The organism is Agrococcus sp. TSP3-2-1, from assembly GCF_049897585.1.
In the GTDB taxonomy this organism is placed as follows: Bacteria; Actinomycetota; Actinomycetes; order Actinomycetales; family Microbacteriaceae; genus Agrococcus.
The window spans coordinates 134,586-160,019 of the sequence record NZ_JAFCWN010000001.1 but is presented as its reverse complement, the minus strand read 5'-3'; the positions used below and the strand labels follow the sequence as shown (position 1 = coordinate 160,019).

Genomic DNA, 25,434 nt, shown 5'->3' with positions numbered 1-25,434 from the left:
CCGCCCGTGCACGCCGCCTAGGCTCGGAGCATGGAGATCGCGCTCGTCCGGCACGGCCAGACGGACTGGAACCTCGCCGGCCGGCTGCAAGGCACGAGCGACATCCCGCTCAACGAGACCGGCATCGCGCAGGCGCACACCGCGGCCAGGCTGCTCGCGGCCGAGACGCCCGGCGAAGGCCGGTGGGATGCCGTGGTCTCGTCGACCCTCGAGCGCGCAGCCGTGACGGCCGACATCATCGCCGCGGAGCTCGACCTCGAGGTCGGCGGCCGCTTCGCGAGCCTCATCGAGCGCGCCTATGGCGAGGTCGAAGGACTCACGAAAGACGAGGCGATCGCGCGCTTCGGCACCGACTGGCCGGGCGAGGAGGACTTCGACGACCTGCAGCGGCGAGCGGTGGCGGCGATCGACGACGTCGCGGCACGCAATCCCGTCGGAGCGCTCGTGATCGTCTCGCACGGCACCTTCATCCGTGCGTTCGCCGACCACGTCACGGGCCTCGAGACCCGCACGCCCGACAACGCGCACTCCGTGCGCTTCCGCGGCACGCCCGGCGCGTGGACGCTCGTCGACGGGCTGGTGCTCGCGTGAGCCTGGACGCGCTCCGTGCGGCGCTGCCGGAGCACGTGCTCGTCACCGACCCGGTCGCACTCGAGATCGCGCGCGCCGACAAGTCGGGCCACCGCTCCCTCGCCGCGCCGCTCGCGATCGTCGAGGCGGAGGCGGTCGAGCACGTGCAGGCGGCGCTGCGCTGGGCGAGCGAGCATCGCGTGCCGGTCGTGCCGCGCGGCGCGGGCACCGGTCTCGCGGGCGGCGCGATCGCGGGCGAGGGCGAGCTCGTCGTCTCGGTCGACCGCATGCGGCGCCTGCTCGACGTCTCGCTCGTCGACCAGTCCTGCGTGGTCGAGCCGGGCATCCGGAACGCCGAGCTGGGCGAGCTGCTCGCCGAGCACGGCCTGTGGTGGCCGCCCGACCCGGCGAGCCGCGCGATCTCGACGGTGGGCGGCAACATCGCCACGAACGCCGGCGGGCTGCTGTGCGCGAAGTACGGCGTGACGCGCGAGTGGGTGCTCGCGCTCGACGTCGTGCTGGCCGACGGCAGCCTCATCCCCACCGGTCACCGCACCGTCAAGGGCGTCACCGGGCTCGACGTCACGGCGCTCATGATCGGCTCGGAGGGGACGCTCGGCATCGTCGTCGGTGCGACGCTCAAGCTGCGCCCGCTCGTCGAGGGCGGCATCTGGACGGTCGGCGCCTTCTTCGACGACGAGGCCGTCGCCGCCGCCGCGTGCACCGCGGTGACGGCCGCGCGCATCCGCCCCGCCATCATGGAGCTCGTCGGGCGCGACGCCGTCTCGATGCTCGCCGCCTACACCGGGCAGCCGATGGAGGGCGCGTTCGTGCTCGTGCAGACCGACGACCTCGGCGCCGCCGCGACCTCGGAGGCGGTCGCCGCGATCCTCGCCGCGCACGGCGGGCGGGTCGAGCGCACCGACGACGCGGCGCGGTCGGATGTCCTGGTGCAGGTGCGCAGGCAGGTGCACTTCGCGCTCGAGTCGTTCGGCACGGTGCTCGTCGAGGACGTCTCGGTGCCGAGATCGCGGCTCGCGGACATGTTCCGGGCGTGCGACGAGGCATCCGCTCGGCACGGCGTGCGGCTCGCGACGACCGCGCACGCCGGCGACGGCAACCTCCACCCGACGTTCGTCTTCGACGGCACCGAGCCGAGCGACGAGATCTGGGCGTGCGCGAACGAGGTGTTCGAGGCGGCGATCGCGATGGGCGGCACGCTCACCGGCGAGCACGGCGTGGGCATCCTGAAGCGCCGCTGGCTCATCGACGAGCTCGGCGAGCGGCAGCTCGAGCTGCAGCGCGCGGTGCGGGCCGCCTTCGACCCGCTCGGCATCCTGAACCCCGGCAAAGCCGTCTGACGCCTTCCCGTTCGTCGAGTAGGCCGAAGGCCGTATCGAGACGATCGCAACGATCTCGATACGGCCGCGGCCTACTCGATCAGCGGTGGCGGGTCAGCGGACGGCGACCAGGTCGCACACGAAGATGAGCGCCTCGTTCGGGCCGATCACGCCGCCCGCGCCGCGCTCGCCGTAGGCGAGGTGAGGCGGGATGACGAGCTTGCGGCGGCCGCCGACGCGCATGCCGAGGATGCCCTGCTCCCAGCCCTTGATGACCATGCCGACGCCGAGCGGGAACTCGAGCGGGGCGCCGCGGTTGTAGGAGGCGTCGAACTCCTCGCCGGTCGAGTGCGTCACGCCGACGTAGTGCACGCTCACCTGCTTGCCGTTCACCGCCTCCTCGCCGTCGCCGACGGTGATGTCGGTGATCTCGAGGTCAGCGGGCGCGGGGCCCTCGGGGGCGTCGATCTCGGGCTTCTCAGTCATGCGCCCATCCTCGCACGCGCCCGCCCGAGTGCCTCCGCGCATCCGACCACCCGACCTCCAGCCTGCGCGCGTAGCCTGGGGCCACTCGCCCGCCGACGGAGGGCGCGACGCGAACTCAAGGAGGACTCCATGGCCATCACCTCGAACGCGAGCACCAGCTGGAACGGGCCGCTCAGCAGCGGCTCCGGCACGACCACGCTCGGCACCGGCTCGAGCTTCGACCTCACGTGGAAGGCGCGCGCCGAGGAGGGCGGCGCCTCGACGCCCGAGGAGTTCATCGCCGCCGCGCACGCCTCCTGCTACGCGATGGCGCTCTCCCACGCGCTCGAGGAGGCCGGCCACGCGCCCGAGTCGCTCAGCACGAGCGCGAAGGTCTCGTTCGAGCCCGGCAAGGGCATCACGACGAGCGTGCTGACGGTGAGCGGGAAGGTGCCCGGCATCGACCAGGATCAGTTCGCGAAGCACGCCGAGGAGGCCAAGGCCGGCTGCCCGGTCTCGCAGGCGCTCGCGGGCATCGAGATCCAGCTCGAGAGCGCCACGCTCGAGGGCTGAGAAAGCCATCGCGGAAGCGGGTGGGATGCCTTACATTCAGCAGTAGACCCGCGCAGGGGCCTCGACGGGCCTGCGAGGGAACCACCCACCACCACTCGCAAAGGAACGCCAATGGGCTTCAAGCAGCTTCCCACCCACCTCCTCCTCTCGCCGCTGGGCGAGGATGACTTCATCATCATGGGCGGAGAGGACGACTTCATCATCATGGGCGGCGGCAGCTCCAAGTAGCCTCGCCCCGACCCCCGCGGCCGCGGTGCTGACAACGATGTCGGCCCGCGGCCGCGCTGCGTCCGGGGGCTGTCCGCTCAGCGCGACGGCGGCGGGATGAGCGCGAGCAGCTCCCACACGGTGTGCGCGGCGGCCAGCCCGGTGATGCCCGCGTGGTCGTGGGCGGGCAGCACCTCGACGACGTCGCCGCCCACGATGTCGAGCCCACGCAGCTCGCGCAGCACGCCGAAGAGCTCGCGGGTGCTGATGCCGGCGACCTCCGGCGTGCCGGTGCCCGGCGCGTGCGCCGGATCCAGCACGTCGATGTCGATCGACACATACACCGGCCCGGTGCCGAGGCGGTCCCGGATGCGCTCGGCGAGCTGCTCGGGCGAGTGGCGGGCGAAGTCGTCGCTCCGGATGATCGCGAACCCGGCCCGCGCGTCGTCGTCGAGCTCGCTCGGGTCGTAGATGCCGCCGCGGATGCCGACGTGCTGGCAGTGCTCGAGATCGAGCAGCCCCTCCTCCGCGGCGCGGCGGAACGGCGAGCCGTGCCAGATGCTCGCGCCGTGCAGCGTGTCCCAAGTGTCGAGGTGCGCGTCGAAGTGGAGCACCGCGAGCGGGCCGTGGCGCTCGGCGGCCGCCCGCAGCAGCGGCAGCGCGATCGTGTGGTCGCCGCCGATCGCCACGACGGTCGTGCCGCCCTGCACGAGCGTCCGCGCCTGCTCGTGGATCGCCTCGACGGCCGCCTCGATGTCGTAGGGTCCGACCCGCAGGTCGCCGCCGTCGACCACCTGTCGGTCGCGGAACGGGAACGACTCGTGCACCTGGTGGTACGGATGCAGCTGGCGCGAGTGCTCCCGCACGTGCGCCGGCCCGAAGCGCGCGCCCGGGCGGAAGCTCGTGCCCGAGTCGAACGGGATGCCGACGACGGCGACGTCGGCGTGCTCGACCTCGTGCAGCTGCGGCAGCAGCGCGAAGGTGGCGATGCCCGCGTAGCGCGGCAGCCCCGGGTCGTCCCGCTGACCGATCATGTCGTCTCCCTGTCCGGCCCGGTCGAGGCGCACGACCGTGCCGGATGCGGTCGCTCTCGTCGCGATTCTGGCACGCGACAGTCGCCCTCGTGCCACCGAGCGGCCCGGATGCGAGCACACCGAGGAGCACGAGAGAATGGTGGCGGAGGTGCGGCAGTGGACCACGAGGGCACGCAGGGCGACGGATCGGCGATCGACGCGATCGAGCGCTATGCGCGCCGGGCTGCGCGGATCGGCAGGATCGCCGCCGAGGAGCGCACCCCGCACGAGGAGGCGCACGAGATCGCTCGAGCGACGGCGCTGCTCGCGGCGCGCGACTACGGGCGCGACGCCGCGCGGGCGCGGCTCCGCCGCTCGCCGCTCCTGCACGGCCTCCTCGCGGTCGTCGTGCTCATCCCGGTGGCGAGCGCCTTCATGCCCGACGGCCGCGGGCTCACGCTCTTCTCCCTGCTGTCGCTCGTGTACGTCGCCGTGCACGTGGCCGAGCTCACGGTCGGCAGCCCCGTGCACCGCTTCGCCGGCCGGCTGCCCGCCGCGGTGCAGCAGTTCCTCTCTCCGCACCAGGTGCTCTTCGAGCAGGCGGTGCTGCACGCCTACACCGAGCGGAGCCGCGAGCTCGGCGCGGTCGGCTGCTCGTGCGGCGTGCACGACGACGCCCCCTGACATCATCCGCAGGGACGACGCGCGATCCGTCGCCGGTGCGATGTGGCGCCACGCTCGCGTCGGCTGTGATGGAGGAATGAAGAGACGCCTCCCCGCCATCGCCGCCCTCGCGGCGGCCTCGCTCGCCACGGCAGCCCTGACCGGCTGCACGAGCCTCACCGACACGCTCGAGCGCGTCCACAGCGAGTCGTTCGACACGCGCGCCGCGGCGTCCGACGGCTGGGTCGGCGTGACGATGCCGGAGTGGCTCCCGGAAGATGCGTCGAGCATCCGCACCACGGCGACCACGAACGAGAGCAGCGCGGTCATCGCGTTCTCCGGTGGTGAGCCGAGCGGATGCGCGGAGGGCACTCGCTCGACGCTCCCGTTCGATGGGCGCTACGGCGGGTTCGCGGATGCGAGCGAGCTGCCCGAGGCGGTGCTCTGGTGCGGCCCGTACGAGGTGCACGAGACGACCGAGGGGTGGCTCGCCTGGTTCAACGCCACCGAGCAGGGGCAGACGCCCGACTCCTGAGCGCCGGTGCCGGGCTCAGCCCTTCGGGTGGCGCTCCCGCTCGAACGTCAGGTCGAGCGACCACGAGGGTGGCTCGCCCTCGGCGTGCAGCCGCTGGGAGTGCGGCTCGAGGCTGTTCCGGAACAGCGCGGGCACCGTGAAGCCGTCACCGCTCGCGAGCAGCCGTCCCCGTGCGTCGAGCAGGAGCGCGTGGCGCACCACGCCCTCGTCATCCGGGGCGCTCGTCCACCGCAGCTCGGTCGCCGACGGCCAGCGCTCGAGCAGCCGCGCTCGCAGCCCGTTCATCGCCGCCGCGAGACCCTCGGCCATCCGCTCGTACGCTGCTCGAGCGACCTCCGGGTCGGGCGTGAGCTCGCTGTCGTCGAAGTCCATGGTGCTCGCGATCCTGGCACCGCTCTGAGCCGTGCCCGTCCCGACGCGCGAGCGCACGCATCCGGGAACCACGAAGGCCACTCGCTCTCGCAAGTGGCCTCCTACTGTCTCAACACAGTGCGCGCCCGGAGGGACTCGAACCCCCAACCTTCTGATCCGTAGTCAGATGCTCTATCCGTTGAGCTACGGGCGCTTGGCCGAACGGCCAGGGATCAGACTACCTGATCCCTGGCCGTCAGCGCGAATCGAGCCGCGTCACGAGGACGCGACCAGGCTCACAGGGGGCGAATGTTCGCGGCCTGCGGGCCCTTGTTGCCCTCGACGATCTCGAACTCGACTGCCTGAGCCTCTTCGAGGGTCTTGAAGCCGTTGGACTGGATCTGGCTGTAGTGAGCGAACAGATCCTTGCCGCCGTCGTCCGGAGCGATGAAGCCGAAGCCCTTGCCGGAGTCGAACCACTTGACGGTGCCGGTTGCCATATTTCCTTCAATCATGCTGTGCGGCCGGAGCCGCGTTCAAAAGCGCCGAGCAAGATCCGCCCTGCGCCGTCCTCAGCGTAGCGTCGATCACCGACGCCGCGCTGAGAACTTTTCCGCCGGCTTGCGCCGGAGGAACGAGCGAGGCCCCGCGTTCCAGAAGGAAGCGGGGCCTCAGTCCGTGGAGACGGAGGGATTTGAACCCTCGGTCCCCTATTGGGGACTCCACCTTAGCAGGGTGGTGCACTAGGCCGGACTATGCGACGTCTCCGTGGCCCGCGGTGGGCAGGCCGACCGCAAGTCTAGCAAAGCGGGGAACGGTCTCGATACGCGCGCTACTCGACCAGCGGGGCGGTCAGCCGCCGAAGGGCACGACGCACGACTCCTGCGACGCGTCCTGGCCGATGACGCCCTCGAGCTCGTCGGTCGGCGTCGGCGTGGGCGTCGTGCCGGGTTCGGCGCTCTCGGTCGGCTCAGGCGTCCCGGTCGGATCAGGGGTGGCGGATGCCGTGGGCCCGGCCGTCGGCGCGGGCGTCTGGTCGGTCGATCCCACACCGAGCGAGTCCTCGCCGAGCTCGATCGGCAGGTCGAGCCGGATGCGGCGCATGAGCTCCTCGGCGCGCTCCTCGTCGGGGACGACGCGCGCCCCCTCCGGCACGTTCGGGAAGAGCACGAACTGCATCGTCTCGAGCGGGATGTCGGCGAGCACGCGCGCCATCGACACCATCGTGCCGATGTCGCCGAGGCCCGACGAGAGCGTCATGTTCTCGATCGCGACCTGCGAGATCGCGTAGAGGCGCGTGAAGTCGGTGAGCACCGCATCCGACTGGAGCGTGCGCACGAGCGACGAGAGGAACACCTGCTGCGACGAGATGCGCGCGAGGTCGGAGCCGTCGCCGACGCCGTGCCGCGAGCGGAGGAACTGCAGCGCCCGCTCCCCCTCGAGCTCGTGGACGCCGGCCTCCTCGATCTGGAGGCCCGTCCACGGGTCGTCGATCGGGCCGGCGAAGCAGACCGGCACGCCGCCGACCGCGGTCGACATGTTGATGACGCCCTGGAAGGTGATCATCGCCGCGTACGGCACGTCCATGCCCGTGAGGCTCTCGACCACCGTCGCGACGCACGCGAGCCCGCCGCGGCCGAGCGCCTGGTTGAACTGCACGTTGCGCGCGGCCGGCACCGTCTCGCCCGTCTCCGGGTCCTCGCACGCGGGGAAGTCGACGAGCAGGTCGCGCGGGAAGGAGACGACGCGGGCGCGGCTGTGATCCTCGTTCACGTGCAGGAGCATCGTGACGTCGTTGAGCTTGCCGCCGTCGTAGGCCGACTCGCCGAACTCCTCGCCCTGCCCCTCGCGCTGGTCGGAGCCGACCATCAGGATCGTGAACCCGCCCTCGTAGGGCGCGAATCCGGCTTGCGCGGGCGGCACGTCGGCGGCGAGGTCGACCGTCGTGATCCCGGTCGTGACGCGCAGCACCGAGATGCCGACGACGCCGACGAGCGCGGCGAGCACGACGGCCAGGCCCAGCGCGATCCAGCGGAAGAGGTGCGCGGCCCCCGAGTGACGGCGCAGCCGCCCGTGGCGCGGCGTCATCGACGACGTGTCGACGACGGTCGTCGCGCGCTCGGCTGCCATGGGGCGCCCTCCAGGTCTCGGTCTCGTGCGGAGGGCGTGGGATTCGAACCCACGAGGCATCGCTGCCCACCGGTTTTCAAGACCGGCTCCATCGGCCGCTCGGACAGCCCTCCAGGCGCCTCGCGCGGGCTGGGTGCGCGGCGGGGCCTCGGGCGATTGTACGGCGCGATCGGATGCGTCGACTACGTCGCGCGCGTGACAACCCTGTGGCGGGCGGTCGCGCGGGTGCGCGGCGGCGGCTACGCGCGGACGAGCAGCCCCTCGAGCACCTCCGCGAGACCGTCGTCGTGCACGTCGGAGGTCGACTCGTTCGCGGCCGCCTTGACCTCGTCGGGCGCTTGCCCCATCGCGACGGCGCGGCCGCCGCCCGCGGCGACCCACTCGAACATCTCGATGTCGTTGCGGCCGTCGCCGACCGCGAGGATGCGCTCGCGCGGGATCCCGAGCAGGCTCGCGACGCGCTCGAGGCCCGTCGCCTTCGTCACGCCGTCGGGGGCGATGTCGAGCCACGACGAGTAGCCGATCGCGTAGGAGACCTTGTGGAGGCCCATCCGCTCGACGATCTCGAGGAACTCGTCGACCTCGTGGTCGGGGCTCATCACCACGACGCGCATCGCCGGCTGCTGGAAGAGGTCGTCGAACTCGACCTGCTCGGCCTCGTCGAGGTTCCAGTCGTGCATGCCGTTCGTGTAGCGACGGTGGCCGGCCGCATCCTCGACCATGTACGCGCCGCTCGGCAGCCCCTGCGAGATGGTGCGGAGCGCCTCCTCGGGGTCGAAGGTCTCGACGTGCAGCGGCTCGTAGCGGCCGTCCTTGCGCTCGAGCACGAGCGCGCCGTTCGCAGAGACGAGGTGGCTCGGCTCGATGCCGAGCCGCTCGGCCGTCGACTCGGTCGTGGACTGCGAGCGACCGGTCGCGAGCACGACGACGTGACCGGCGTCGACGACCGCACGGATCGCATCCGCCACTCGGGGCGAGAGCGAGTCGTCCTCGTGCACGACGGTGCCGTCGATGTCGAGCGCGATGAGCAGCGGCTCCATCAGGCACCCACCGTCGCGGGCTCGACGGGCTCGATGACGGCGAGGCCGCCGAGGTAGGGCTGCAGCGCCTCGGGCACGCGCACCGAGCCGTCGGCCTGCTGGTGCGTCTCGAGGATCGCGACGAGCCAGCGGGTCGTGGCGGCGGTGCCGTTGAGCGTCGCGACCGGCGCCGTCTTGCCGCTCTCGGTGCGGTAGCGCGTGCCGAGCCGGCGCGACTGGAAGGTCGTGCAGTTCGAGGTGGAGGTGAGCTCGCGGTACTGCTGCTGGCTCGGGATCCACGCCTCGATGTCGAACTTGCGCGCGGCGGAGGAGCCGAGGTCGCCCGCGGCGACGTCGATCACCCGGTAGTCGAGCTCGCACGCCTGCAGCATGCGCTCCTGGAGGGCGCGCATCCGGTCATGCTCCGCCTCGGCCTCGTCGGGCTTGACGTACGAGAACATCTCGAGCTTGTTGAACTGGTGCACGCGCAGGATGCCGCGGGTGTCGCGGCCCGCGGAGCCCGCCTCGCGGCGGTAGCACGTCGACCAGCCGGCGTAGCGCTTGGGCGCGTCGACGTCGATGATCTCGTCGGCGTGGAAGCCCGCGAGCGCCACCTCGGAGGTGCCGGTGAGGTAGAGGTCGTCGGCGGGCAGGTGGTAGACCTCGTCGGCGTGCTCGCCGAGGAAGCCGGTGCCGCGCATGATCTCCGGGCGCACGAGCGTCGGCGTCGTGAGCGGCGTGAAGCCGTCGGCGAGCACCTGGTCGAGGCCGAGCAGCATGAGCGCGAGCTCGAGACGCATGCCGATGCCCGTGAGGTAGTAGAAGCGAGAGCCGGCGACCTTCGCGCCGCGCGCGATGTCGAAGGCCTTGAGGCTCTCGCCGAGCTCGACGTGGTCGCGCGGCTCGAAGTCGAAGGAGCGCTCCTCGCCGTGCGTCGCGAGGGTGACGAAGTTCGCCTCCTCGCCCGCGGGCACGTCGGGGTGCACGAGGTTGCCGAGCCGCGAGACGGCGGTGTCGAAGGCGGCCTCGGCCTCGCTGACGCGCGCTTGCGCCTCCTTCACGCCGGCGGCGAGCGACTTGCCCTGCTCGATGAGCGCGGGGCGGTCCTCCTTGGCGGCCTGGCCGACGAGCTTGCCGTGCGCGTTCTGCTCGGCGCGCAGCCGCTCGAACTCCGTGATGGCGGCGCGGCGGGCGGCCTCGGCGGTCAGCGCGTCGTCGACGTGCGAGACGGGGTCGCCGCGGCGCTCCTGGCTCTCGCGCACGAGGTCGGGCCGGTCGCGCAGCAGCTGGGGATCGATCACCCCTCCAGTCTAGGAGCCGCGGGTGAACGGACCGTCGGAGCCGCGACGCCTCGGGATTCGTCCCGGATGCACGGGGTACTGTGCCGACATGCGCGCAGGCATCGTCTACAACCCGGTGAAGGTGGATCGCGACACCCTCGCCCGGCAGGTCGAGACCGCCGAGCCGATCGAGTGGTCGGAGCCGCTCTGGTTCGAGACGGATGCGGACGACTCCGGCCGCGCCGCGGTCAAGGCAGCGCTCGCCGAGGAGATCGACCTGCTCATCGTCGCGGGCGGCGATGGCACCGTGCGGGTCGCGGCCGACGAGATCACGAGCACCGACGTGCCGCTCGCGATCGTGCCGGCCGGTACCGGCAACCTGCTCGCCCGGAACCTCGGCATCGACGTGACGAACGTCGGCAACGCGCTGGCGACCGCGTTCGGCGGCGCCGAGCGCGAGATCGACCTCGGCGAGCTCGAGATCCAGGCGCCCGACGGCACGCGCTCGAAGCACGCGTTCGCGGTCATGGTCGGCTTCGGCCTTGACGCCGAGATGATCGACAAGACCGACGAGGGCCTCAAGAAGAAGGTGGGCTGGCTCGCCTACGTGGATGCGGCCGGTCGCGTGATCTCGTCGCTCGACAAGGTGCGGGTCGCGGTGCGGCTCGACGGCGGTCGCACGACGCGCTCGACGGTCAACACGATGCTGATCGGCAACTGCGGCACGGTGACGAACGGCATCATCATCCTGCCCGACGCCGCGATCGACGACGGGATGCTCGACATCGCGCTCGTGCGCCCGCGCGGCGTGCGCGGCTGGGCGCAGGTCGCCGGCTACATCGCCCGCAACAACCTCATCGTGACCAAGCTGCTGCGCCGCCGCGGCCACCTCGGGCGGCAGCGCACCGGCGCGGCGCTCGGCTACGGCCAGGCGAAGGAGACGCACGCGCGACTCGACGAGCCGCGCGCGGTGCAGGTCGACGGCGACGTCGTCGGCGAGGCGATCGCGCTCCGGGCGACGATCCGCGAGGACGCGCTCGTCGTGCGGGTGCCGCGCGAGCACGCGCGCGACGAGGGCCCGGCGGTCTGACACCCCGGCCGTTCGTCGAGCAGCCCGGCCGCTCCACCCGTTGGTCGAGCAGCCCGGCCGCTCCACCCGTTGGTCGAGTAGCCCGGCCGCAGGCCGGGTGTATCGAGACCGGGACCACCGCGGCGACAGGCATGGTCTCGATACGCGCCCTCCGGGCGCTACTCGACCAGCGGCTGAAGGGGCTCACCCGCGACGAGGCCCCGCAGCCAGTCGCGCGCCTCGACGAACGAGCGATCGGTGTAGCGGGGCTCGACGTGGATGCGCTGCCCGTCGGCCCGCGGGTACGAGCCCAGGAACGTCACCGACGGCGAGAAGCGCTTGAGGCCGAGCAGCGCATCCGCCACCCGCTCGTCCTTGATGTGCCCGTCGGCGTCGATGACGAAGCGGTAGCGGCCGAGCCGGTCGCCGATCGGCCGCGACTGGATGAGCGAGAGGTTGACGCCGCGGGTCGCGAACTGCTCGAGCATGTCGAGCAGCATGCCCGGCTCGTCGCTCGGCAGCTCGACGACGAGGCTCGTCTTGTCGGCGCCGGTCGGCTCCCCCGGCGCGCCCGCGCGACCGACGAACAGGAACCGGGTCACCGCATCCGGGTTGTCGCCGATCCGGTCGGCGAGCACGTCGAGGCCCTCGACCCAGTCGCCGATCGTGGGCGTCGAGAGCGCCGCCTGGGCGCCGCTCGCGCCGAGGTCGGCGGCGGCCGTGACGTTCGACGCCGCCGGGAGGTGGGCGCGGCCGGGCAGCTCGCGCTGCAGCCAGCCGGAGCACTGCGCCCACGCGACCGGGTGGGCGGCGACGACGCGGATGTCGTCGAGGCGCGTGCCGGGCAGCGAGACGAGCGAGAAGTTCACGCTCACGACGTGCTCCGAGAGGATGCGCAGGCCCGGGGTGGCGGCGAGCGCGTCCTGCGCTGCGGTGACACCGCCCTCGATGGAGTTCTCGATCGCGATCATCGCCGCATCGGAGCGGCCCTCGGCGACGGCAGCGAGCGCCTCGGCGACGTTCGCGACCGGCACCCGCTCGGTCTGCTCGAGCCCGGGCACCTGCTCGAGCGCCGCCTCGGTGAACGTGCCGCGGGGCCCGAGGAATGTCACGACGCGAGGCTGGGTCATGCCTCCAGCCTAGGTCGGTCGCGCGAGCCCGCCGCGCTCACGCGGCGGCGAGCGAGCGGATCGCGGCGAGCGTGCGCTCGATGTCGGCCGGCGACGTCGCCCACGACGACATCGCGCAGCGGAGCGCCGCGCGGCCCCGCCACTGGGCGCCGGTGACGACCGCGGTGCCCTCGGCGAGGATCGCGGCGCCGAGGGCCGTCGTCTGCTCGTCGGAGGGCATCCGGAACATCACCTGGGTGTAGCCGACCTCGTGCAGCAGCTCGATGCCGTCGATCTGCGCGAGGCCCTCGGCCATCGCGACGGCGTTGTCGTGGAGTCGCTCGATGAGCTCGGCGACGCCCGCGCGGCCGAGGCTGCGCAGCGCCGCCCACGCCGGCACGCCTCGCGCGCGGCGGGAGAGCTCGGGCGTGACGTCCCACGGGTCGAGGCCGGTGTAGACGAGGTAGTCGCCGCCGGTGCGGAGCGCCGCGATCGAGTCGGCCGGGTCGCGCACGATCGCCATGCCGCAGTCGTACGGCACGTTGAGGGTCTTGTGCGCATCCGTCGCCCACGAGTCGGCCGCCTCCATGCCCGCCGTGAGGTGCCGCAGGCGCGGGCTCGTCGCCGCCCACAGCCCGAACGCGCCGTCGACGTGCACCCACGCGCCCCGGTCGTGCGCGATCGGGATGAGCGCGGCGACGTCGTCGAACGCGCCGGTGTGCACCTCGCCCGCCTGCAGGCAGACGATGAGCGGCTCCTCGCTCTCGCCGAGCGCCGGTTCGAGCTGGTCGGGCAGCATGCGGCCCTCGTCGTCGGCGGGCACCACGACGATGTCAGCGCGGCCGATGCCGAGGAAGCGCACCGCGCGGTCGATCGAGCCGTGCCGGTCGGCACCCACGACGACGCGCACGGCAGGCGAGGTTCGCGACCTGGCCGCCGGTGACGAAGCCGACGCTCGCGCCCTCGGGCAGGCCGAAGAGGTCGAGCATCCACTGCCCCGCGATGCGCTCGAGCGCGACGGTCGTGGGCGTGAGCATCGCCGAGCCGGAGTTCTGGTCCCATGCGGAGACGAGCCAGTCGGCCGCGAGCGCCGCGGGGAGCGTGCCGCCGATCACGAAGCCGAAGAAGCGGGGGCCCGGGATTCCGACGAGGCCCGGGTCAGCGCCGGCCGCGAGCTGCTCGACGACCGCGGCCGGGTCGGCGCCGGCCTCCGGCAGCGGGCCGCCGAACACTTCGAGCATCTCCTCGAGCGTCGCGCGCGGCCACACCGGCCGCTCCTCGAGCGAGCGGAGCCAGTCGAGCGCGGCGGCGTGCGCGGCCTCGAGCGCCCGCTCGCGGTCGTCCGCGCCGTCGCGTGCGTCCACGGCGGCCAGTGTGGCACCGGCCCTGCACCCCGACAACGGGCGACTTCGGCGACCTCGGCCTTCTTCCCCGTGCACAACGCAAGCCCGGGATGACCGATCAGCGGCGGATGCGCGACCCCGCGCTGGGGCGCGGCGGCACCGAGCCGCCGGGCTTGCGTTGTGCACGGGGCGCGGCGCGGCGGCAGTCAGCAGGCGCGCGCGACCTGCCGCCGCCCAGCGGCCGGTGCTTGGATGGGCCCATGAGCAGAGCCGGCACCGTTGCCCAGCCCCAGGACCTCATCGACGTCGCCGCCCTCGAGCGCGCCTACTTCGAGCTCGTCCCCGACGTCTCGAACCCCGACCAGGCGGTCGCGTTCGGCACGAGCGGACACCGCGGCAGCGCGTTCGACGCAGCCTTCAACGAGACGCACATCCTCGCGATCACGCAGGCGATCTGCGAGTACCGCGCCGAGCAGGGCATCACGGGCCCGCTCTTCATCGGCCGCGACACCCACGGCCTCTCACTGCCCGCCGAGCGCACCGCGCTCGAGGTGCTCGTCGCGAACGGCGTGCGGGTGATGGCGGATGCGCGGGGCTCGGTGACCCCGACCCCAGCGGTCTCGCGCGCGATCCTCGCGTACAACCGGGACGCATCCGCTGACGCCGGGAATGAGGGCCGCGCAGACGGCATCGTCGTCACCCCGAGCCACAACCCGCCGCGCGACGGCGGCTTCAAGTACAACCCGCCGCACGGCGGGCCGGCCGACTCCGACGCGACGGGCTGGATCGCGAAGCGCGCGAACGAGCTCATCGCTGGCGGGCTCGCGGGCGTCAAGCGCGTCGAGGTGACGGGCGGGAGCGACCCGCGGGTCGAGCTGTACGACTTCCGCGAGGAGTACGTGAACGCGCTCGGCCGCGCGATCGACTTCGACGCGATCAAGGCATCCGGCATCCGCATCGGCGCCGATCCGCTCGGGGGTGCGGCGGTCGACTACTACGGCGCGATCGCCGAGCGCTACGGCATCGACCTGACCGTCACCAACCCATCCGTCGATCCGACCTGGGCGTTCATGACGCTCGACTGGGACGAGAAGATCCGCATGGACTGCTCGAGCCCCAACGCGATGGCCTCGGTGCTCGCGCGCAAGGACGAGTTCGACATCCTCACCGGCAACGACGCCGACGCCGACCGGCACGGCATCGTGACGCCCGACGGCGGGCTCATGAACCCCAACCACTTCCTCGCGGTCGCGATCGAGTACCTCTTCGCGCACCGGCCGCAGTGGCGCGCCGACGCGGCGATCGGCAAGACGCTCGTGTCGTCGTCGATGATCGACCGGGTGGCGGATGCGCTCGGTCGCCGGCTCTGGGAGGTGCCGGTCGGCTTCAAGTGGTTCGTGCCGGGGCTCGTCGACGGCTCGGTCGGCTTCGGCGGCGAGGAGAGCGCGGGCGCGTCGTTCCTGCAGGCCGACGGGACCGTGTGGACGACCGACAAGGACGGCATCCTGCTGTGCCTGCTGGCGTCGGAGATCCGCGCGGTGACCGGCAAGTCGCCGTCGCAGCTCTACGGCGAGCTGACGGCGCGCTTCGGCGCGCCGGTGTACGAGCGGGTGGATGCGCCGGCGACGCGCGAGAAGAAGGCGCGGCTGGGCAAGCTCACGGGCGACGCCGTCGCCGCGACGGAGCTCGCGGGCGACCCGATCGTCGCGAAGCTCACGGCTGCGCCCGGCAACGGCGCCGCGATCGGCGGGCTCAAGGTCGTGACGGAACGGGCGTGGTTCGCTGCTCGCCCGTCGGGCACCGAGGACGTCTACAAGATCTACGCCGAGTCGTTCGCCGGCCCCGAGCATCTCCGGCAGGTGCAGGCGGAGGCGAAGGCGATCGTCGACTCGGCGCTGGGCGGCTAGTCCGTCCGTCGACGGGGGCTGCTGCGCCCGACAGGGGCTGGCGTGCCCGCCCCTATCGGGCGGAACGGCCCCGGTCGCGAAGGCGCTCGTACCGCGACCGGCGTTCGTTCGCGGTGCTCGAGCTCGCGGCACTCGCGCGCCGAGCCGCGCTGCTCAGTGGGTGGCGCCGAGCTCGACGATCAGCACGCCGAGCGCGATGAGCGCGATGCCCGCGAGCATCGTGCGCGTGAGCGGCTCGCGGAAGAGCACGCGGCTCAGCACCGCGGTGAGCGCGACGCCGACCGCCGTCCAGATGCCGTAGGCCACGCCGAGCGGCATGCCGTTCGCGAGCGACACCGACAGCAGCGTGAAGGCGACGAGGTAGCAGGCCGCCACGACGAACGACCAGCGCCGCTTGGGTCGCTCCCCGACCGTCGCCATCCGCAGCGAGAGCGTGCCGCCGACCTCGGCGACGATCGACGCGATGAGCGCGAGCCAGGCGATCACGAGGCCGCCTCCTGGGCATGGCGCTGCGCCCGCTGCGAGCCGACCTCGACGAGCAGCACGCCGCCCATGATGAGCGCGATGCCGGCGCCCATGAGCGGCGTGAGCGCCTCGCCGAACAGCAGCGCCGAGGCGACCGCCGTGATGACGACGCCGCACGCGCCCCAGATGCCGTAGCCGACGCCGAGCCGCATGCCGGCGCGGAGGGCGAGGCCGAGGCACGCGAAGGCGCCGCAGTACCCGACCGCTACGGCCGCGTAGAGCGCCGGCGCGTCGAGCGCGGCCTTGAGCGAGAGGGTCGCGGTGACCTCGAGGGCGATGGCTGCGGCGAGGAGGAGCCAGCGCTTCACGGGCGGATCCGTCTCGATACGCGGCCTGCGGCCGCTACTCGACGAACGGGGGGGGGTAAGGGCGGCCGCTGCTCGACGAACGGGGGTCGGGGCGGCCGCTACTCGACGAACGGGGTAGGTCACCGGGCGAAGGAGTCCGTGACGATGCGCACGTCGGGGCCCAGCGCATCCGTCACGAGCTCGATGCCCGACTCGACCGTGAGCTCGTCGCGCCACGCCGAGCGCGTGATCGGCTCGGCCGCGTCGACGAGCGGGTGCAGCTGCAGGTTGCGGCGGTGGATCCAGTCCTGCGAGCGGAACTGCTGCGGAGTGAGGTCGAAGTGCATGTAGATCGGCACGGCCGCGGGGTCGACGACCTCGACAGGCCCGCCCGGCTCCCCCACGAGCTCGAACTGCGCGACCGCGCTCACGACGCGCGGGATCGCCATCTGCGTCGTCACCGAGTTGCCGAGCGAGTAGTAGACGAACGCGCGCGAGCCGTCGGCGCGCTCGAGCCACTCCGCCTCCTGGAGCACGTGCGGGTGCGTGCCGAGGATGACCTCCGCGCCGAGGTCGGCGAGCCGCTGCGCCTGCTCGCGCTGCCGTGCGTTGACGACGTCCGAGTACTCGTCGCCCCAGTGCACCGCGATGATTGTCGCGTCGGCGACCTCTTCGGCCTCGGCCATCTGCTGCTCGACGAGCGGGTCGTCGAGCCAGGTGACGACGAAGTCGTTCGTGGGCGTGTTCGAGAGGTCGACGAAGTTGAGGAAGGCGACCGTCATGCCGTTCACCTCGGCAGTCGGCACCTCCGCCTGCTCCTCCGGCGAGCGGAAGCCGCCCGAGAACAGCAGCGGGTCGAGCTCGTCCCACACCGCGCGCGTGCGGTCGACGCCCTCCTGCCCGCGGTCGAACGTGTGGTTGTTGCCGAAGCCGATCATGTTGCAGCCCGCGTCGGCGATCCCCTCGGCGAACTCGCGCGGCGCGTTGAACGCCGGGAAGTACGTCAGCCCCAGCTCGACGCCGCCGGAGGGCGCCTCCTGGTTGCAGTAGACGAGGTCGCTGTCGGCCCAGATCGGCCGCGCGGCGTCGAAGAACTGCCCGTAGTCGTACCCGCCGTCGTCGGTGCGCGCATCCATCGTCACCGAGTCGTGCGGCAGGATGTCGCCCATCGCGCTCACCGAGACGGTGATCGGTTCAGGGGTGGGCGTCGGGGTCGCGGATGCCGTGGGCTCGGCCGCGCCGTCGGTGGCCGTGGGCGCGGGGTCGAGCGCGCCCTGCTGGCAACCGGTCAGCACGAGTGCGGCCGCCGCCGCGATCGCGAGCAGCCCGCGCTGCGCTCGCGCATGCCCGCCGCGCACGATGGATCGGCCGGTGCTCACGCGCTCGCTCATGCCATCCAGGCTAGACGCGGCGGATGCAGCGGCGGTCGCGCCTCAGCGCTCGATCGCGACGGCGATGCAGACGACGACCGTGCCGACGAGCAGCAGCCACGACAGCGGCGAGCCGAGGGAGCCGCGACGGCTGCCCCCTCGCCGGTGCGAGGTCGAGCCGCTCGGCGAGCCGCCGAACGAGCCGCCGCCGCCTCGGACGCCGCCGCCCGAGAAGCGGAACGAGCCGCCGCGGAAGCCTCCACCGCCGCCCCGGAACCGAGGGCGCGCGCTGCGCTTCGCCACCCGCTCAGCCGCCGAGGTAGGAGAACAGGAACGCGATGACGATGATCGCCATGATCAGGCCGAACGCCGACCAGGACCCGCCACCGTCGCCGCCGCGACGCCGGTAGGAGCCGGAGCTGCCGCTCGAGCTCCAGTTCCACGAACTGCTGCCCCGCGAGCGGCTCGACGAGCGGCCGAACGAGCCGCCGCCGCCGCGCCGCGATCCACCGCCCGAGAAGCTCCGCCGCGACGAGCTGCGGCCGAAGCCACCCCCGCCGCCCCTGCGCCCACCGCTCACACTGCGCTTCGCCATGGCGCCACGCTACGGGGCTTCGCTCATCGACCGCCGAGGAGCGTGATCCCGGCCGCGACCGCGAGGATGAGCGAGCTGCGCGACCACGGCGCCGCGCCGCCCTCGGCCCGGTCGCCGCCCGTGCCGGAGCTCCACAGGTCGAGTCCTCCCGAGCCGCTCGAGCTGCCGCTCGAGGTCCAGCTCCAGGAGCTGCTGCTGGGCGTCGAGCCGCCTTCGCCATGGCGGCACGCTACGGCGCGTAGTCGGGCGCGGGCTCGAGCCCGAAGTGCTCCTCGAGGGTCGCGGCGCCGCTCTCGTGCATCGAGGTCGAGACCTCGACGCCGACGTAGCGGAGGTGCCACGGCTCCCACTCGTAGCCGGTGATGTGCTCGAGCCCCCGCGGGTAGCGCACGACGAAGCCGTGCTGCCACGCGTGCTCGGCGAGCCAGCGCCCGGCGGCCGTGTCGCCGAAGCACGTCGCGAGCCGGCACGCGCCGCCCGTGCCGGAGACGTCGATCGCGAGCCCCGTCTGGTGCTCGCTGTGACCGGGCCGGGCGCTCGTCGTGTCCGCCTCCGCCTGCCCGTAGCGGGCGACGTAGCCGCTGTAGAGCTCGGCCTGCCGCTCGTAGCCGCGGTAGGAGGAGAACACGAACGTCCCCTCCCCGATCGCTGCGCGCATCGCCTGCGACATCGCCGCGAGCGCCGCGTCGAGCTCGGGCCGCACGAGCTCGCCGCCCTCCTGCGCGCTCGAGACGGCGACGAGCTCCGGCCGGTGGTCGGGCGGCTGCAGCGGCCGCCGCTTGTTCACGACGACCTGCAGGCTCGCGCCGGTGTCGATGTCGAAGGCGGATGCGTCGGGCTCCGCCGGCGCGGGCGTCGCGCTCGGCGTCGGTGCCGGCTCGGGCGCCGCCGCGGGCACCGACGCGGCCGGCGACGACGCGGCGGGCGCCGGCTCGGCGGTCGTCGGCTCGGCGGTCGTCGGCTCGGCGGTCGCAGTCGGCTCCGGCGCCCCGGCGGCGCCGCAGCCCGTCAGCACGAGCGCTGCTGCCACCACCACCACGACTCGACGCACGCATCCATCGTGCCATCCGCCTCGCGACGCCGGCGCAGACTGGCGCGCGACTAGATCATTCGGTAGACTAACGATCTTCCCGAGAGCTGAGGACCCCTATGCCGCAGCGCGATCCGCGCGCCGCCGAGAGCACCGCTGTGCCCGGCGACCCCCTCATGACCCGCCGCCAGATCATGCTCGTGCTGGTCGGCCTGATGATCGCCATGTTCCTGTCGTCGCTGTCGCAGACGGTCGTCGGCACGTCCATGCGCACCATCGCGGACGACCTGCACGGGCTCGACCTGCAGGTGTGGGTCGTGACGGCATTCCTCATCGTCTCGACGATCGTGACGCCGATCTACGGCAAGCTCAGCGACATCTTCGGGCGCCGACCGCTCTTCCTCGCGGCGATCGTGCTGTTCCTCGTCGGCTCCATCCTGTGCTCGTTCGCGCAGGACATGATCCAGCTCGCCGCCTTCCGCGCCGTCCAGGGCCTCGGCGCCGGCGGCCTCATGGCGCTGCCGCTCACGATCATGGCGGATGTGCTGAGCCCGCGGGAGCGGGCGAAGTACCAGGGCTACTTCCTCGCCGTCTTCGGCGTCTCGTCCATCCTCGGCCCGCTCATCGGCGGCATGTTCGCCGGCGCCGACGAGATCCTCGCGCTCGACGGGTGGCGCTGGGTGTTCCTGTTCAACCTGCCCATCGGCGTCGCGGCGCTGTGGATGGTGTGGCGCTACCTGCACCTGCCCGCGCACCATGAGCGCGTGCGCATCGACTGGTGGGGGGCCGCGCTGCTCGTCGTCGGCGTCGTGCCGCTCCTGCTCGTCGCCGAGCAGGGCCGCGTGTGGGGCTGGACGTCGGTCAGCTCGATCGCGTGCTTCGCGGTCGGGGTCGTCGGGCTCGTCGCCTTCGTGCTCGTCGAGCGCCGCATGGGCGCCGCCGCCCTCATCCCGCTGCACCTGTTCGGCAACCGCGCCTTCTCGATGGCCACGCTGCTCGGCGTCCTCAGCGGCTTCGGCATGTTCGCCGGCATGATGATCATCCCGTTCGTGCTGCAGATCGTGCACGGCATGAACCCGACCGAGGCCGGGTTGGCGACGCTGCCGCTCATCGTCGGGCTCATGATCGCGTCGATCGCGTCGGGCCAGATCATCGCCCGCACGGGTCGCTACGGCGCCTTCCCGGTGCTCGGCCTCGCCTCCATGGCGATCGCCTACGGCGTGCTCGTGACCCTCCAGTGGGACAGCCCGCTCTGGGTGCTGCTGCTCGGGCAGCTGCTGCTCGGCCTCGGCCTCGGCCAGGTCAACCAGACGCTCACGATCGCGAGCCAGAACGCGGTGCAGCCGAAGGACATGGGCGTCGCGACGAGCTCGGCGACGTTCTTCCGGCAGCTCGGCGGCACCGCGGGCGTCGCGGTCGTCTTCTCGATGCTCTTCGCCCGCCTGCCCGAGACGCTCCAGACGGCGTTCGGGCGCCGCGACCTGCGCGCCGAACTCGAGGCAGCGGTGCAGGATCCCTCCGTGCTCGCCGACCCCGGCAACGCCCGCATCCTCGAGGTGCTCGCGCGCCCCGAGCAGATCGGCGGCGCGCTCAACGAGGATTCGTCGTTCCTCAACACCGCCGACCCGCGGCTCGCTGCCCCGTTCCTCGACGGCTTCTCGAACGCATCCAGCGGGCCCTTCTGGGTCGCGCTCGCGGTCGTCGGGGTCGCGCTCGTCATCGCGCTCTTCTTCCGCGTGCCGCCGCTGCGGCAGAAGTCGGCCATGGAGGAGGCGATGGAGGAGCGTGCCGCGCAAGCGCAGCTCGAGGCGGATGCGTCGGCCCCGGGCTCGATCGCCCCTCCCGTCACGACCGCGTCGAATCCGGTCGTGCGGACGCCCCGCGGTCGGGACGAGCCCTCCAGCGACTCCTGAGGCGCCTCCCAGGGAGCGTCCGTAGGTTGAATGGCGGAGCGACCGCTCCACGATCAAGGAGGTTGAGATGGGTCTCGACGACAAGATCTCGAACGCTGCCCAGGAGGCAGTCGGCAAGGCCAAGCAGGGCATCGGCGACGCGACGGACAACGAGCGCCTCGAGGCCGAGGGCCACAAGGACGAGGCGCGCGCCAACGCCAAGCAGGCGGGCGAGCACATGAAGGACGCCGGCAAGGACGTCAAGGACACCTTCAAGTAGGTCTCCGGTTGCGAAGGGGGCGAGCGCGTGCGCTCGCCCCCTTCGCGTACCTCAGTAGTTGAGCTCGTCGAGCTTCGCCGCGTCGATCTCGATGCCGAAGTCGCGCGCCTGCGCCTGGATCTTCTGCGCGCGGGCGAGGCGCGGCAGGTCGCTGCCGTCGCTGATCTTGCCGCCCGACTCCTCGAAGGCGCGCACGAAGCCGTGCGCCCACGCGACCTCGTCGGGGCTCGGGGCGAGGCCCGCGTTCACCATCGGCGCTTGCTCCTGGGTGAGCATGAGCTTCCCCGACATGCCCATCTCCTTCGCGAGCCGAGTGCCGGCGTCGAGGGCGTCCATCACGAGCGTCGGGCCGTCGATCGGCGCAGGCAGTCGCGCGGCGCGCGACGCGATCACGAGCTGCGAGCGCGCGTACGCGAGCGCGATCGGGTCATCGCCGGTCGCGGTGTCTCGCTTGAAGTCGCCCGTGCCGAACGCGAGCCGGAAGGTCGAGGGCGCGTTCGCGATCTGCTCGACGTGGAGCACGCCGCGGGCGGTCTCCACGAGCGCGAGGATGCGCGTCCCCTCGGGCAGGCGGTCGGCGGTGTCGTTCACGTGGCTCGCGGACTCCGTCTTCGCGAGCATGACGCCCTCGAGGCCGGGCGCCTGCTCGAGCTCGGCGAGGTCGGTGCTCCAGAAGTCGCTCGCGGCGTCGTTGATGCGCACCCACGCGCGGTGGCCCGTCGAGAGCCACTCGACGGTGTCCGCGCGGGCCTGCGCCTTGTCCTTCGCGGCGACGGCGTCCTCGATGTCGATGATGATGGCATCCGCCTCGCTCTCCTGGGCGATCTGGAAGAGCTCCGGCTTGGAAGCCGGCACGAGCAGCCAGGAGCGGGCGATGGCGGGAGAGATGTCGGTGGGAGGCACGTGCTCCAGGCTAACCCGCGCGCTGCCGCGCGGCGGCGACGCCACTGGCTAGGCTCGCGGCATGTCGATGATGTACTCCGGCGGGCTCGGCATCGCCGGCCTCGTGCTCGGTCTGCTGCTCATCGCGGGCGGCATCGTGCTGCTCGTGATCGGCTCCCGGCGACGCGACGACTCCACATCGCGGCCGCCGCTCGCGATCGGCGTGACGCTGCTCGTGCTCGGTACCGCGCTCGCGGTGCCGACGCTGCTGTGGACCCTGATGCTCCTCATGGCGTGACCGGTGCCTGGGCGATCGTCCAGGATCCGCTCCTAGGCTCGGCGGCATGGACGCCATCTTCGGAATGTCGCAGGGAGTCGCCACCTGGGTGCTGGCGCTGGGCCTCGGCGCGCTCGTGCTGGGCACCCTGCTGCTCACGAGCGGGCGCCGTCGCCGCGAGAAGCAGGAGCACGGCTCGCAGAACCGCGTGCTCGCGATCGTGCTGATCGTCGCCGGCGCGATCGCCGCGATCCTCGGGGCGATCTCGTGGATCATGGCGCTCACGACGGGCGGCTGACCCGCCTCGGCCAGCCGGGCTCGGGCAGCCGACCCATCAGTCGGCGCGGCCCCGCAACCGGTCGATCTCGCGCCGCTCGCGGCTCGAGGGGCGACCGGCGCCCCGCGGCCGGAAGGGCACCTGCGCGACGTCGATCGCGCTCGGCCGGGGCGGCGAGCGGTCCTCGATCGCGTCGGCGGCGAGCGGCGCGCTCACGCGCTTCGCGAGCAGCTGCTTGACGATCACGATGCGGTCGAAGCCGTGGATGCGCACGCGCACCTCGTCGCCGACGCGCACCGGCTGCGCCGCCTTCGCCGCGTTCCCGTTGAGCTTCACGTGACCGCCGCGGCACGCCTCGGTCGCGGCTGCACGGGTCTTGACGAGCCGCACCGCCCAGAGCCAGACGTCGAGCCGCACGCGCTCGCTCATGCCTCGGTCAGCACCTCGAGCACCGCGGCGCCGTAGCGCTCGAGCTTCGACTCGCCCACGCCCGAGATGGTCGAGAGCTCGACCATCGTGCGCGGGCGCCGCTCGGCGATCGCCGCGAGCGTCTTGTCGTTGAACACGACGTAGGCGGGCACCGCCTGCTCCTTCGCCGTGCTGGCGCGCCACGAGCGGAGCGACTGGAACACCGCCTGCGCGTCGTCGTCGAGCTGCGCAGTGCTCTCCGAGCGGCGCGCGACCTTCGCCGGCGCCTTCACCTCGTGGCGCAGCCGCACCTCGCGCTCGCCGGCGAGCACGGCGGCCGAGCCTGCAGTGAGCGCGAGCACGCCGTACTCCCCCTGCGGCTGCAGCAGCCCCTGCGCGAGCAGCTGGCGCACGACGCCGCGCCACTGCACGGCGCTCAGGTCGCTGCCGATGCCGTAGGTGGCGAGCTGGTCGTGGCCGAATCGACGGATGCGCTCGGTGTCGGCGCCGACGAGGATGTCGACGAGGTGGCCAGCGCCGAACGACTGCCGCCGCTCGCGCTCCAGACGCACGATCGTCGAGAGCAGCTTCTGCGCCGGGACGGTGCCGTCGTAGGAGTCGGGCGGCGTGAGGCACGTGTCGCAGTTGCCGCACGGCTCGCTCGGCTCGCCGAAGTAGGCGAGCAGCTGCACGCGGCGGCACTCGACGGTCTCGCACAGCGCGAGCATCGCGTCGAGGTGCATCGTCTGGTTGCGCTTTCGCTGCGCGTCGCCGTCACCGTCGGCGATCATCCGCCGCTGCTGCACGACGTCCTGCAGCCCGTAGGCGAGCCACGCGGTCGACGGCTCCCCGTCGCGACCCGCGCGCCCGGTCTCCTGGTAGTAGCCCTCGACCGACTTCGGCAGGTCGAGGTGGGCGACGAAGCGCACGTCGGGCTTGTCGATGCCCATGCCGAACGCGATCGTCGCGACCATCACGACGCCGTCCTCGCGCAGGAAGCGCTGCTGGTTCGCGGCGCGCGTGCCCGCGTCGAGGCCCGCGTGGTACGGGAGCGCGTCGATGCCCTGCGCGCGCAGCCAGTCGGCGGTCGACTCGACGGACTTGCGCGAGAGGCAGTAGACGATGCCGGCCGCGCCGGGGTGCTCGTCGCGGATGATGCGAAGCAGCTGCGCCTTCGCGTCCTGCTTGGGCGCGATGCGGTACTGGATGTTGGGGCGGTCGAAGCTCGAGACGAACACCTTCGCGCCGTGCAGCCCGAGCCGCTCCACGATCTCGGCGCGCGTCTCGACCGTCGCGGTCGCGGTGAGCGCGACGCGGGGCACGTCGGGCCAGCGCTCGCCGATCACCGAGAGCTGCAGGTAGTCGGGGCGGAAGTCGTGCCCCCACTGGCTCACGCAGTGCGCCTCGTCGATCGCGAAGAGGGCGATCGGGGCGGCGTCGAGCAGCGCACCCGCGACGGGGAGCCGCTCGGGCGCGAGGTAGAGCATGTCGAGCTCGCCCGCGAGCAGGCGGCGCTCGACGTCGCGCCGCTCGTCGGGGCTCTGCGTCGAGTTCAGGTAGGCGGCGCGCACGCCCAGCTGCTCGAGCGCATCGACCTGGTCGTGCATGAGCGCGATGAGGGGGCTGATGACGACGCCCGTGCCCTCGCGCACGAGCGAGGGGATCTGGTAGCAGAGGCTCTTGCCGCCGCCCGTGGGCATGAGCACGACGACGTCGCGCCCGGCGACGACCTCGTCGATGATCTCCGCCTGCTCGCCGCGGAACGCGTCGTAGCCCCAGACGCGCGTGAGCGCCTCGAGCGGCGTGGCCGCCTTCGCCGTCGCGGCGATGCCCGGCGCGCGGGTCGCGGGGCGGACGGCGGTGCGCACCGCGCCCGCGGGCGCGTCGGCGTCGCTCGGCGGCACCCAGCCGTCGGCCGGCTCGCTCCAGGACTCCCACGCCTCGGGGGCGTCGTCGTCGCTCGGCGGCACCCAGTCGTCGTGCCTCGCGTCCGTCACGCATCCCCCTCCGTGGCCCTGCCCATCCAGCCTAGGCGCG

30 protein-coding genes and 3 tRNA genes are annotated in these 25,434 nt (G+C 72.6%); 11 read left to right on the top strand and 22 right to left on the bottom strand.

Features of this window, described 5'->3' with window-relative positions:
• Positions 1-30 precede the first annotated feature (30 nt).
• Entirely contained in the window at positions 31-591 is a 561-nt protein-coding gene (locus ACP7BI_RS00845) for a histidine phosphatase family protein (RefSeq protein WP_425842994.1), read from the top strand.
• Positions 588-1,931 (top strand): FAD-binding oxidoreductase, encoded by a 1,344-nt coding sequence (locus tag ACP7BI_RS00840; protein WP_425842992.1) that lies wholly within the window; start codon positions 588-590, stop codon positions 1,929-1,931. Before ACP7BI_RS00845 ends, ACP7BI_RS00840 begins: the two co-directional genes overlap by 4 nt.
• A gap of 93 nt (positions 1,932-2,024) precedes the next feature.
• Here the strand turns inward: ACP7BI_RS00840 and ACP7BI_RS00835 are convergent, their stop codons facing one another.
• The gene (locus tag ACP7BI_RS00835) at positions 2,025-2,396 is read right to left on the bottom strand and encodes an FKBP-type peptidyl-prolyl cis-trans isomerase (RefSeq protein ID WP_026372692.1); all 372 of its coding nucleotides are present in this window, start codon (positions 2,394-2,396) and stop codon (positions 2,025-2,027) included.
• 129 nt (positions 2,397-2,525) lie between these two features.
• Here ACP7BI_RS00835 and ACP7BI_RS00830 point away from each other — a divergent pair, with 129 nt between their 5' ends.
• Entirely contained in the window at positions 2,526-2,948 is a 423-nt protein-coding gene (locus tag ACP7BI_RS00830; RefSeq protein WP_425842990.1) for an OsmC family peroxiredoxin, read from the top strand.
• Between the two features lie 305 nt (positions 2,949-3,253).
• Here ACP7BI_RS00830 and speB read toward each other — a convergent pair whose 3' ends face one another.
• Positions 3,254-4,189, bottom strand: coding sequence for an agmatinase (gene speB, locus ACP7BI_RS00825; protein WP_425842988.1), 936 nt, complete (start codon positions 4,187-4,189; stop codon positions 3,254-3,256).
• Between the two features lie 156 nt (positions 4,190-4,345).
• Here speB and ACP7BI_RS00820 point away from each other — a divergent pair, with 156 nt between their 5' ends.
• Positions 4,346-4,852: a hypothetical protein gene (locus ACP7BI_RS00820; protein ID WP_425842986.1), complete on the top strand. Its 507-nt coding sequence runs from the start codon at positions 4,346-4,348 to the stop codon at positions 4,850-4,852.
• 76 nt (positions 4,853-4,928) lie between these two features.
• On the top strand, positions 4,929-5,366 hold the full coding sequence (locus ACP7BI_RS00815) for a hypothetical protein (RefSeq protein WP_425842984.1): 438 nt from the start codon (positions 4,929-4,931) through the stop codon (positions 5,364-5,366).
• Between the two features lie 15 nt (positions 5,367-5,381).
• On the opposite strand, the gene ACP7BI_RS00810 is transcribed toward ACP7BI_RS00815, so the two are convergent.
• From ACP7BI_RS00810 to serS, 8 genes are all read right to left on the bottom strand, one after another.
• A complete protein-coding gene (locus ACP7BI_RS00810; RefSeq protein WP_425842982.1) occupies positions 5,382-5,738 on the bottom strand; it encodes a hypothetical protein in 357 nt (118 codons plus the stop codon).
• A 120-nt stretch (positions 5,739-5,858) separates the two neighbouring features.
• Positions 5,859-5,931, bottom strand: a tRNA-Arg gene (locus ACP7BI_RS00805).
• 82 nt (positions 5,932-6,013) lie between these two features.
• Positions 6,014-6,217: a cold-shock protein gene (locus ACP7BI_RS00800; protein ID WP_092666090.1), complete on the bottom strand. Its 204-nt coding sequence runs from the start codon at positions 6,215-6,217 to the stop codon at positions 6,014-6,016.
• Positions 6,218-6,396: 179 nt separating this feature from the next.
• Positions 6,397-6,485, bottom strand: a tRNA-Ser gene (locus ACP7BI_RS00795).
• 84 nt (positions 6,486-6,569) lie between these two features.
• Positions 6,570-7,847: an LCP family protein gene (locus ACP7BI_RS00790; RefSeq protein ID WP_425842980.1), complete on the bottom strand. Its 1,278-nt coding sequence runs from the start codon at positions 7,845-7,847 to the stop codon at positions 6,570-6,572.
• A gap of 28 nt (positions 7,848-7,875) precedes the next feature.
• A tRNA-Ser gene (locus ACP7BI_RS00785) sits at positions 7,876-7,960 on the bottom strand.
• A 126-nt stretch (positions 7,961-8,086) separates the two neighbouring features.
• The gene (locus ACP7BI_RS00780; protein ID WP_425842978.1) at positions 8,087-8,887 is read right to left on the bottom strand and encodes an HAD family hydrolase; all 801 of its coding nucleotides are present in this window, start codon (positions 8,885-8,887) and stop codon (positions 8,087-8,089) included.
• Positions 8,887-10,167 carry a serine--tRNA ligase gene (serS, locus tag ACP7BI_RS00775; protein ID WP_425842976.1) on the bottom strand — a complete coding sequence of 427 codons (1,281 nt, stop codon included), beginning with the start codon at positions 10,165-10,167 and terminating at the stop codon, positions 8,887-8,889. The genes ACP7BI_RS00780 and serS overlap by 1 nt, the downstream gene beginning before the upstream one ends.
• Before the next feature lie 88 nt (positions 10,168-10,255).
• Between serS and ACP7BI_RS00770 the strand changes: the two genes are divergently transcribed.
• Complete coding sequence (locus tag ACP7BI_RS00770) at positions 10,256-11,236, top strand: diacylglycerol/lipid kinase family protein (RefSeq protein WP_425842974.1); 981 nt, start codon at positions 10,256-10,258, stop codon at positions 11,234-11,236.
• Between the two features lie 158 nt (positions 11,237-11,394).
• On the opposite strand, the gene pheA is transcribed toward ACP7BI_RS00770, so the two are convergent.
• The 3 genes from pheA to ACP7BI_RS00755 are packed head-to-tail and all read right to left on the bottom strand — an operon-like array spanning position 11,395 to position 13,688.
• The gene (gene pheA, locus ACP7BI_RS00765; protein WP_425842972.1) at positions 11,395-12,345 is read right to left on the bottom strand and encodes a prephenate dehydratase; all 951 of its coding nucleotides are present in this window, start codon (positions 12,343-12,345) and stop codon (positions 11,395-11,397) included.
• A 37-nt stretch (positions 12,346-12,382) separates the two neighbouring features.
• A complete protein-coding gene (locus tag ACP7BI_RS00760; RefSeq protein ID WP_425842970.1) occupies positions 12,383-13,234 on the bottom strand; it encodes a pyridoxal phosphate-dependent decarboxylase family protein in 852 nt (283 codons plus the stop codon).
• Positions 13,158-13,688: a hypothetical protein gene (locus tag ACP7BI_RS00755; RefSeq protein WP_425842968.1), complete on the bottom strand. Its 531-nt coding sequence runs from the start codon at positions 13,686-13,688 to the stop codon at positions 13,158-13,160. Before ACP7BI_RS00755 ends, ACP7BI_RS00760 begins: the two co-directional genes overlap by 77 nt.
• A gap of 239 nt (positions 13,689-13,927) precedes the next feature.
• Here ACP7BI_RS00755 and pgm point away from each other — a divergent pair, with 239 nt between their 5' ends.
• A complete protein-coding gene (gene pgm / locus ACP7BI_RS00750) occupies positions 13,928-15,574 on the top strand; it encodes a phosphoglucomutase (alpha-D-glucose-1,6-bisphosphate-dependent) (protein WP_425842966.1) in 1,647 nt (548 codons plus the stop codon).
• Positions 15,575-15,727: 153 nt separating this feature from the next.
• Here the strand turns inward: pgm and ACP7BI_RS00745 are convergent, their stop codons facing one another.
• The 6 genes from ACP7BI_RS00745 to ACP7BI_RS00720 all read right to left on the bottom strand — a co-directional run bounded on the left by ACP7BI_RS00745 (position 15,728) and on the right by ACP7BI_RS00720 (position 19,402).
• Positions 15,728-16,057 (bottom strand): DMT family transporter, encoded by a 330-nt coding sequence (locus tag ACP7BI_RS00745; protein ID WP_425843535.1) that lies wholly within the window; start codon positions 16,055-16,057, stop codon positions 15,728-15,730.
• Positions 16,057-16,407: a DMT family transporter gene (locus ACP7BI_RS00740; protein ID WP_425842964.1), complete on the bottom strand. Its 351-nt coding sequence runs from the start codon at positions 16,405-16,407 to the stop codon at positions 16,057-16,059. Before ACP7BI_RS00740 ends, ACP7BI_RS00745 begins: the two co-directional genes overlap by 1 nt.
• Before the next feature lie 119 nt (positions 16,408-16,526).
• Positions 16,527-17,777, bottom strand: coding sequence for a CapA family protein (locus tag ACP7BI_RS00735; RefSeq protein WP_425842962.1), 1,251 nt, complete (start codon positions 17,775-17,777; stop codon positions 16,527-16,529).
• Positions 17,778-17,819: 42 nt separating this feature from the next.
• Entirely contained in the window at positions 17,820-18,059 is a 240-nt protein-coding gene (locus ACP7BI_RS00730; protein ID WP_425842960.1) for a hypothetical protein, read from the bottom strand.
• A 4-nt stretch (positions 18,060-18,063) separates the two neighbouring features.
• Positions 18,064-18,351, bottom strand: coding sequence for a hypothetical protein (locus ACP7BI_RS00725; RefSeq protein WP_026372707.1), 288 nt, complete (start codon positions 18,349-18,351; stop codon positions 18,064-18,066).
• A 229-nt stretch (positions 18,352-18,580) separates the two neighbouring features.
• Positions 18,581-19,402 carry a M15 family metallopeptidase gene (locus ACP7BI_RS00720; protein WP_425842958.1) on the bottom strand — a complete coding sequence of 274 codons (822 nt, stop codon included), beginning with the start codon at positions 19,400-19,402 and terminating at the stop codon, positions 18,581-18,583.
• A 98-nt stretch (positions 19,403-19,500) separates the two neighbouring features.
• Here ACP7BI_RS00720 and ACP7BI_RS00715 point away from each other — a divergent pair, with 98 nt between their 5' ends.
• Together ACP7BI_RS00715 and ACP7BI_RS00710 are read left to right on the top strand one after the other, a co-directional pair.
• Positions 19,501-21,294: an MDR family MFS transporter gene (locus tag ACP7BI_RS00715; RefSeq protein WP_425842956.1), complete on the top strand. Its 1,794-nt coding sequence runs from the start codon at positions 19,501-19,503 to the stop codon at positions 21,292-21,294.
• A gap of 67 nt (positions 21,295-21,361) precedes the next feature.
• Entirely contained in the window at positions 21,362-21,553 is a 192-nt protein-coding gene (locus ACP7BI_RS00710; RefSeq protein WP_425842955.1) for a CsbD family protein, read from the top strand.
• Positions 21,554-21,604: 51 nt separating this feature from the next.
• Here ACP7BI_RS00710 and ACP7BI_RS00705 read toward each other — a convergent pair whose 3' ends face one another.
• Positions 21,605-22,456, bottom strand: a complete 852-nt coding sequence (locus ACP7BI_RS00705; RefSeq protein WP_425842953.1) for an HpcH/HpaI aldolase/citrate lyase family protein — start codon at positions 22,454-22,456, stop codon at positions 21,605-21,607.
• 61 nt (positions 22,457-22,517) lie between these two features.
• Here ACP7BI_RS00705 and ACP7BI_RS00700 point away from each other — a divergent pair, with 61 nt between their 5' ends.
• Positions 22,518-22,733 carry a hypothetical protein gene (locus tag ACP7BI_RS00700; protein ID WP_425842951.1) on the top strand — a complete coding sequence of 72 codons (216 nt, stop codon included), beginning with the start codon at positions 22,518-22,520 and terminating at the stop codon, positions 22,731-22,733.
• A 46-nt stretch (positions 22,734-22,779) separates the two neighbouring features.
• Positions 22,780-23,010, top strand: coding sequence for a hypothetical protein (locus ACP7BI_RS00695; RefSeq protein WP_026372711.1), 231 nt, complete (start codon positions 22,780-22,782; stop codon positions 23,008-23,010).
• Positions 23,011-23,046: 36 nt separating this feature from the next.
• On the opposite strand, the gene ACP7BI_RS00690 is transcribed toward ACP7BI_RS00695, so the two are convergent.
• Positions 23,047-23,418: an RNA-binding S4 domain-containing protein gene (locus ACP7BI_RS00690; RefSeq protein ID WP_425842949.1), complete on the bottom strand. Its 372-nt coding sequence runs from the start codon at positions 23,416-23,418 to the stop codon at positions 23,047-23,049.
• Positions 23,415-25,394 carry a DNA helicase RecQ gene (gene recQ / locus ACP7BI_RS00685; RefSeq protein ID WP_425842947.1) on the bottom strand — a complete coding sequence of 660 codons (1,980 nt, stop codon included), beginning with the start codon at positions 25,392-25,394 and terminating at the stop codon, positions 23,415-23,417. The genes ACP7BI_RS00690 and recQ overlap by 4 nt, the downstream gene beginning before the upstream one ends.
• Positions 25,395-25,434: the final 40 nt, after the last annotated feature.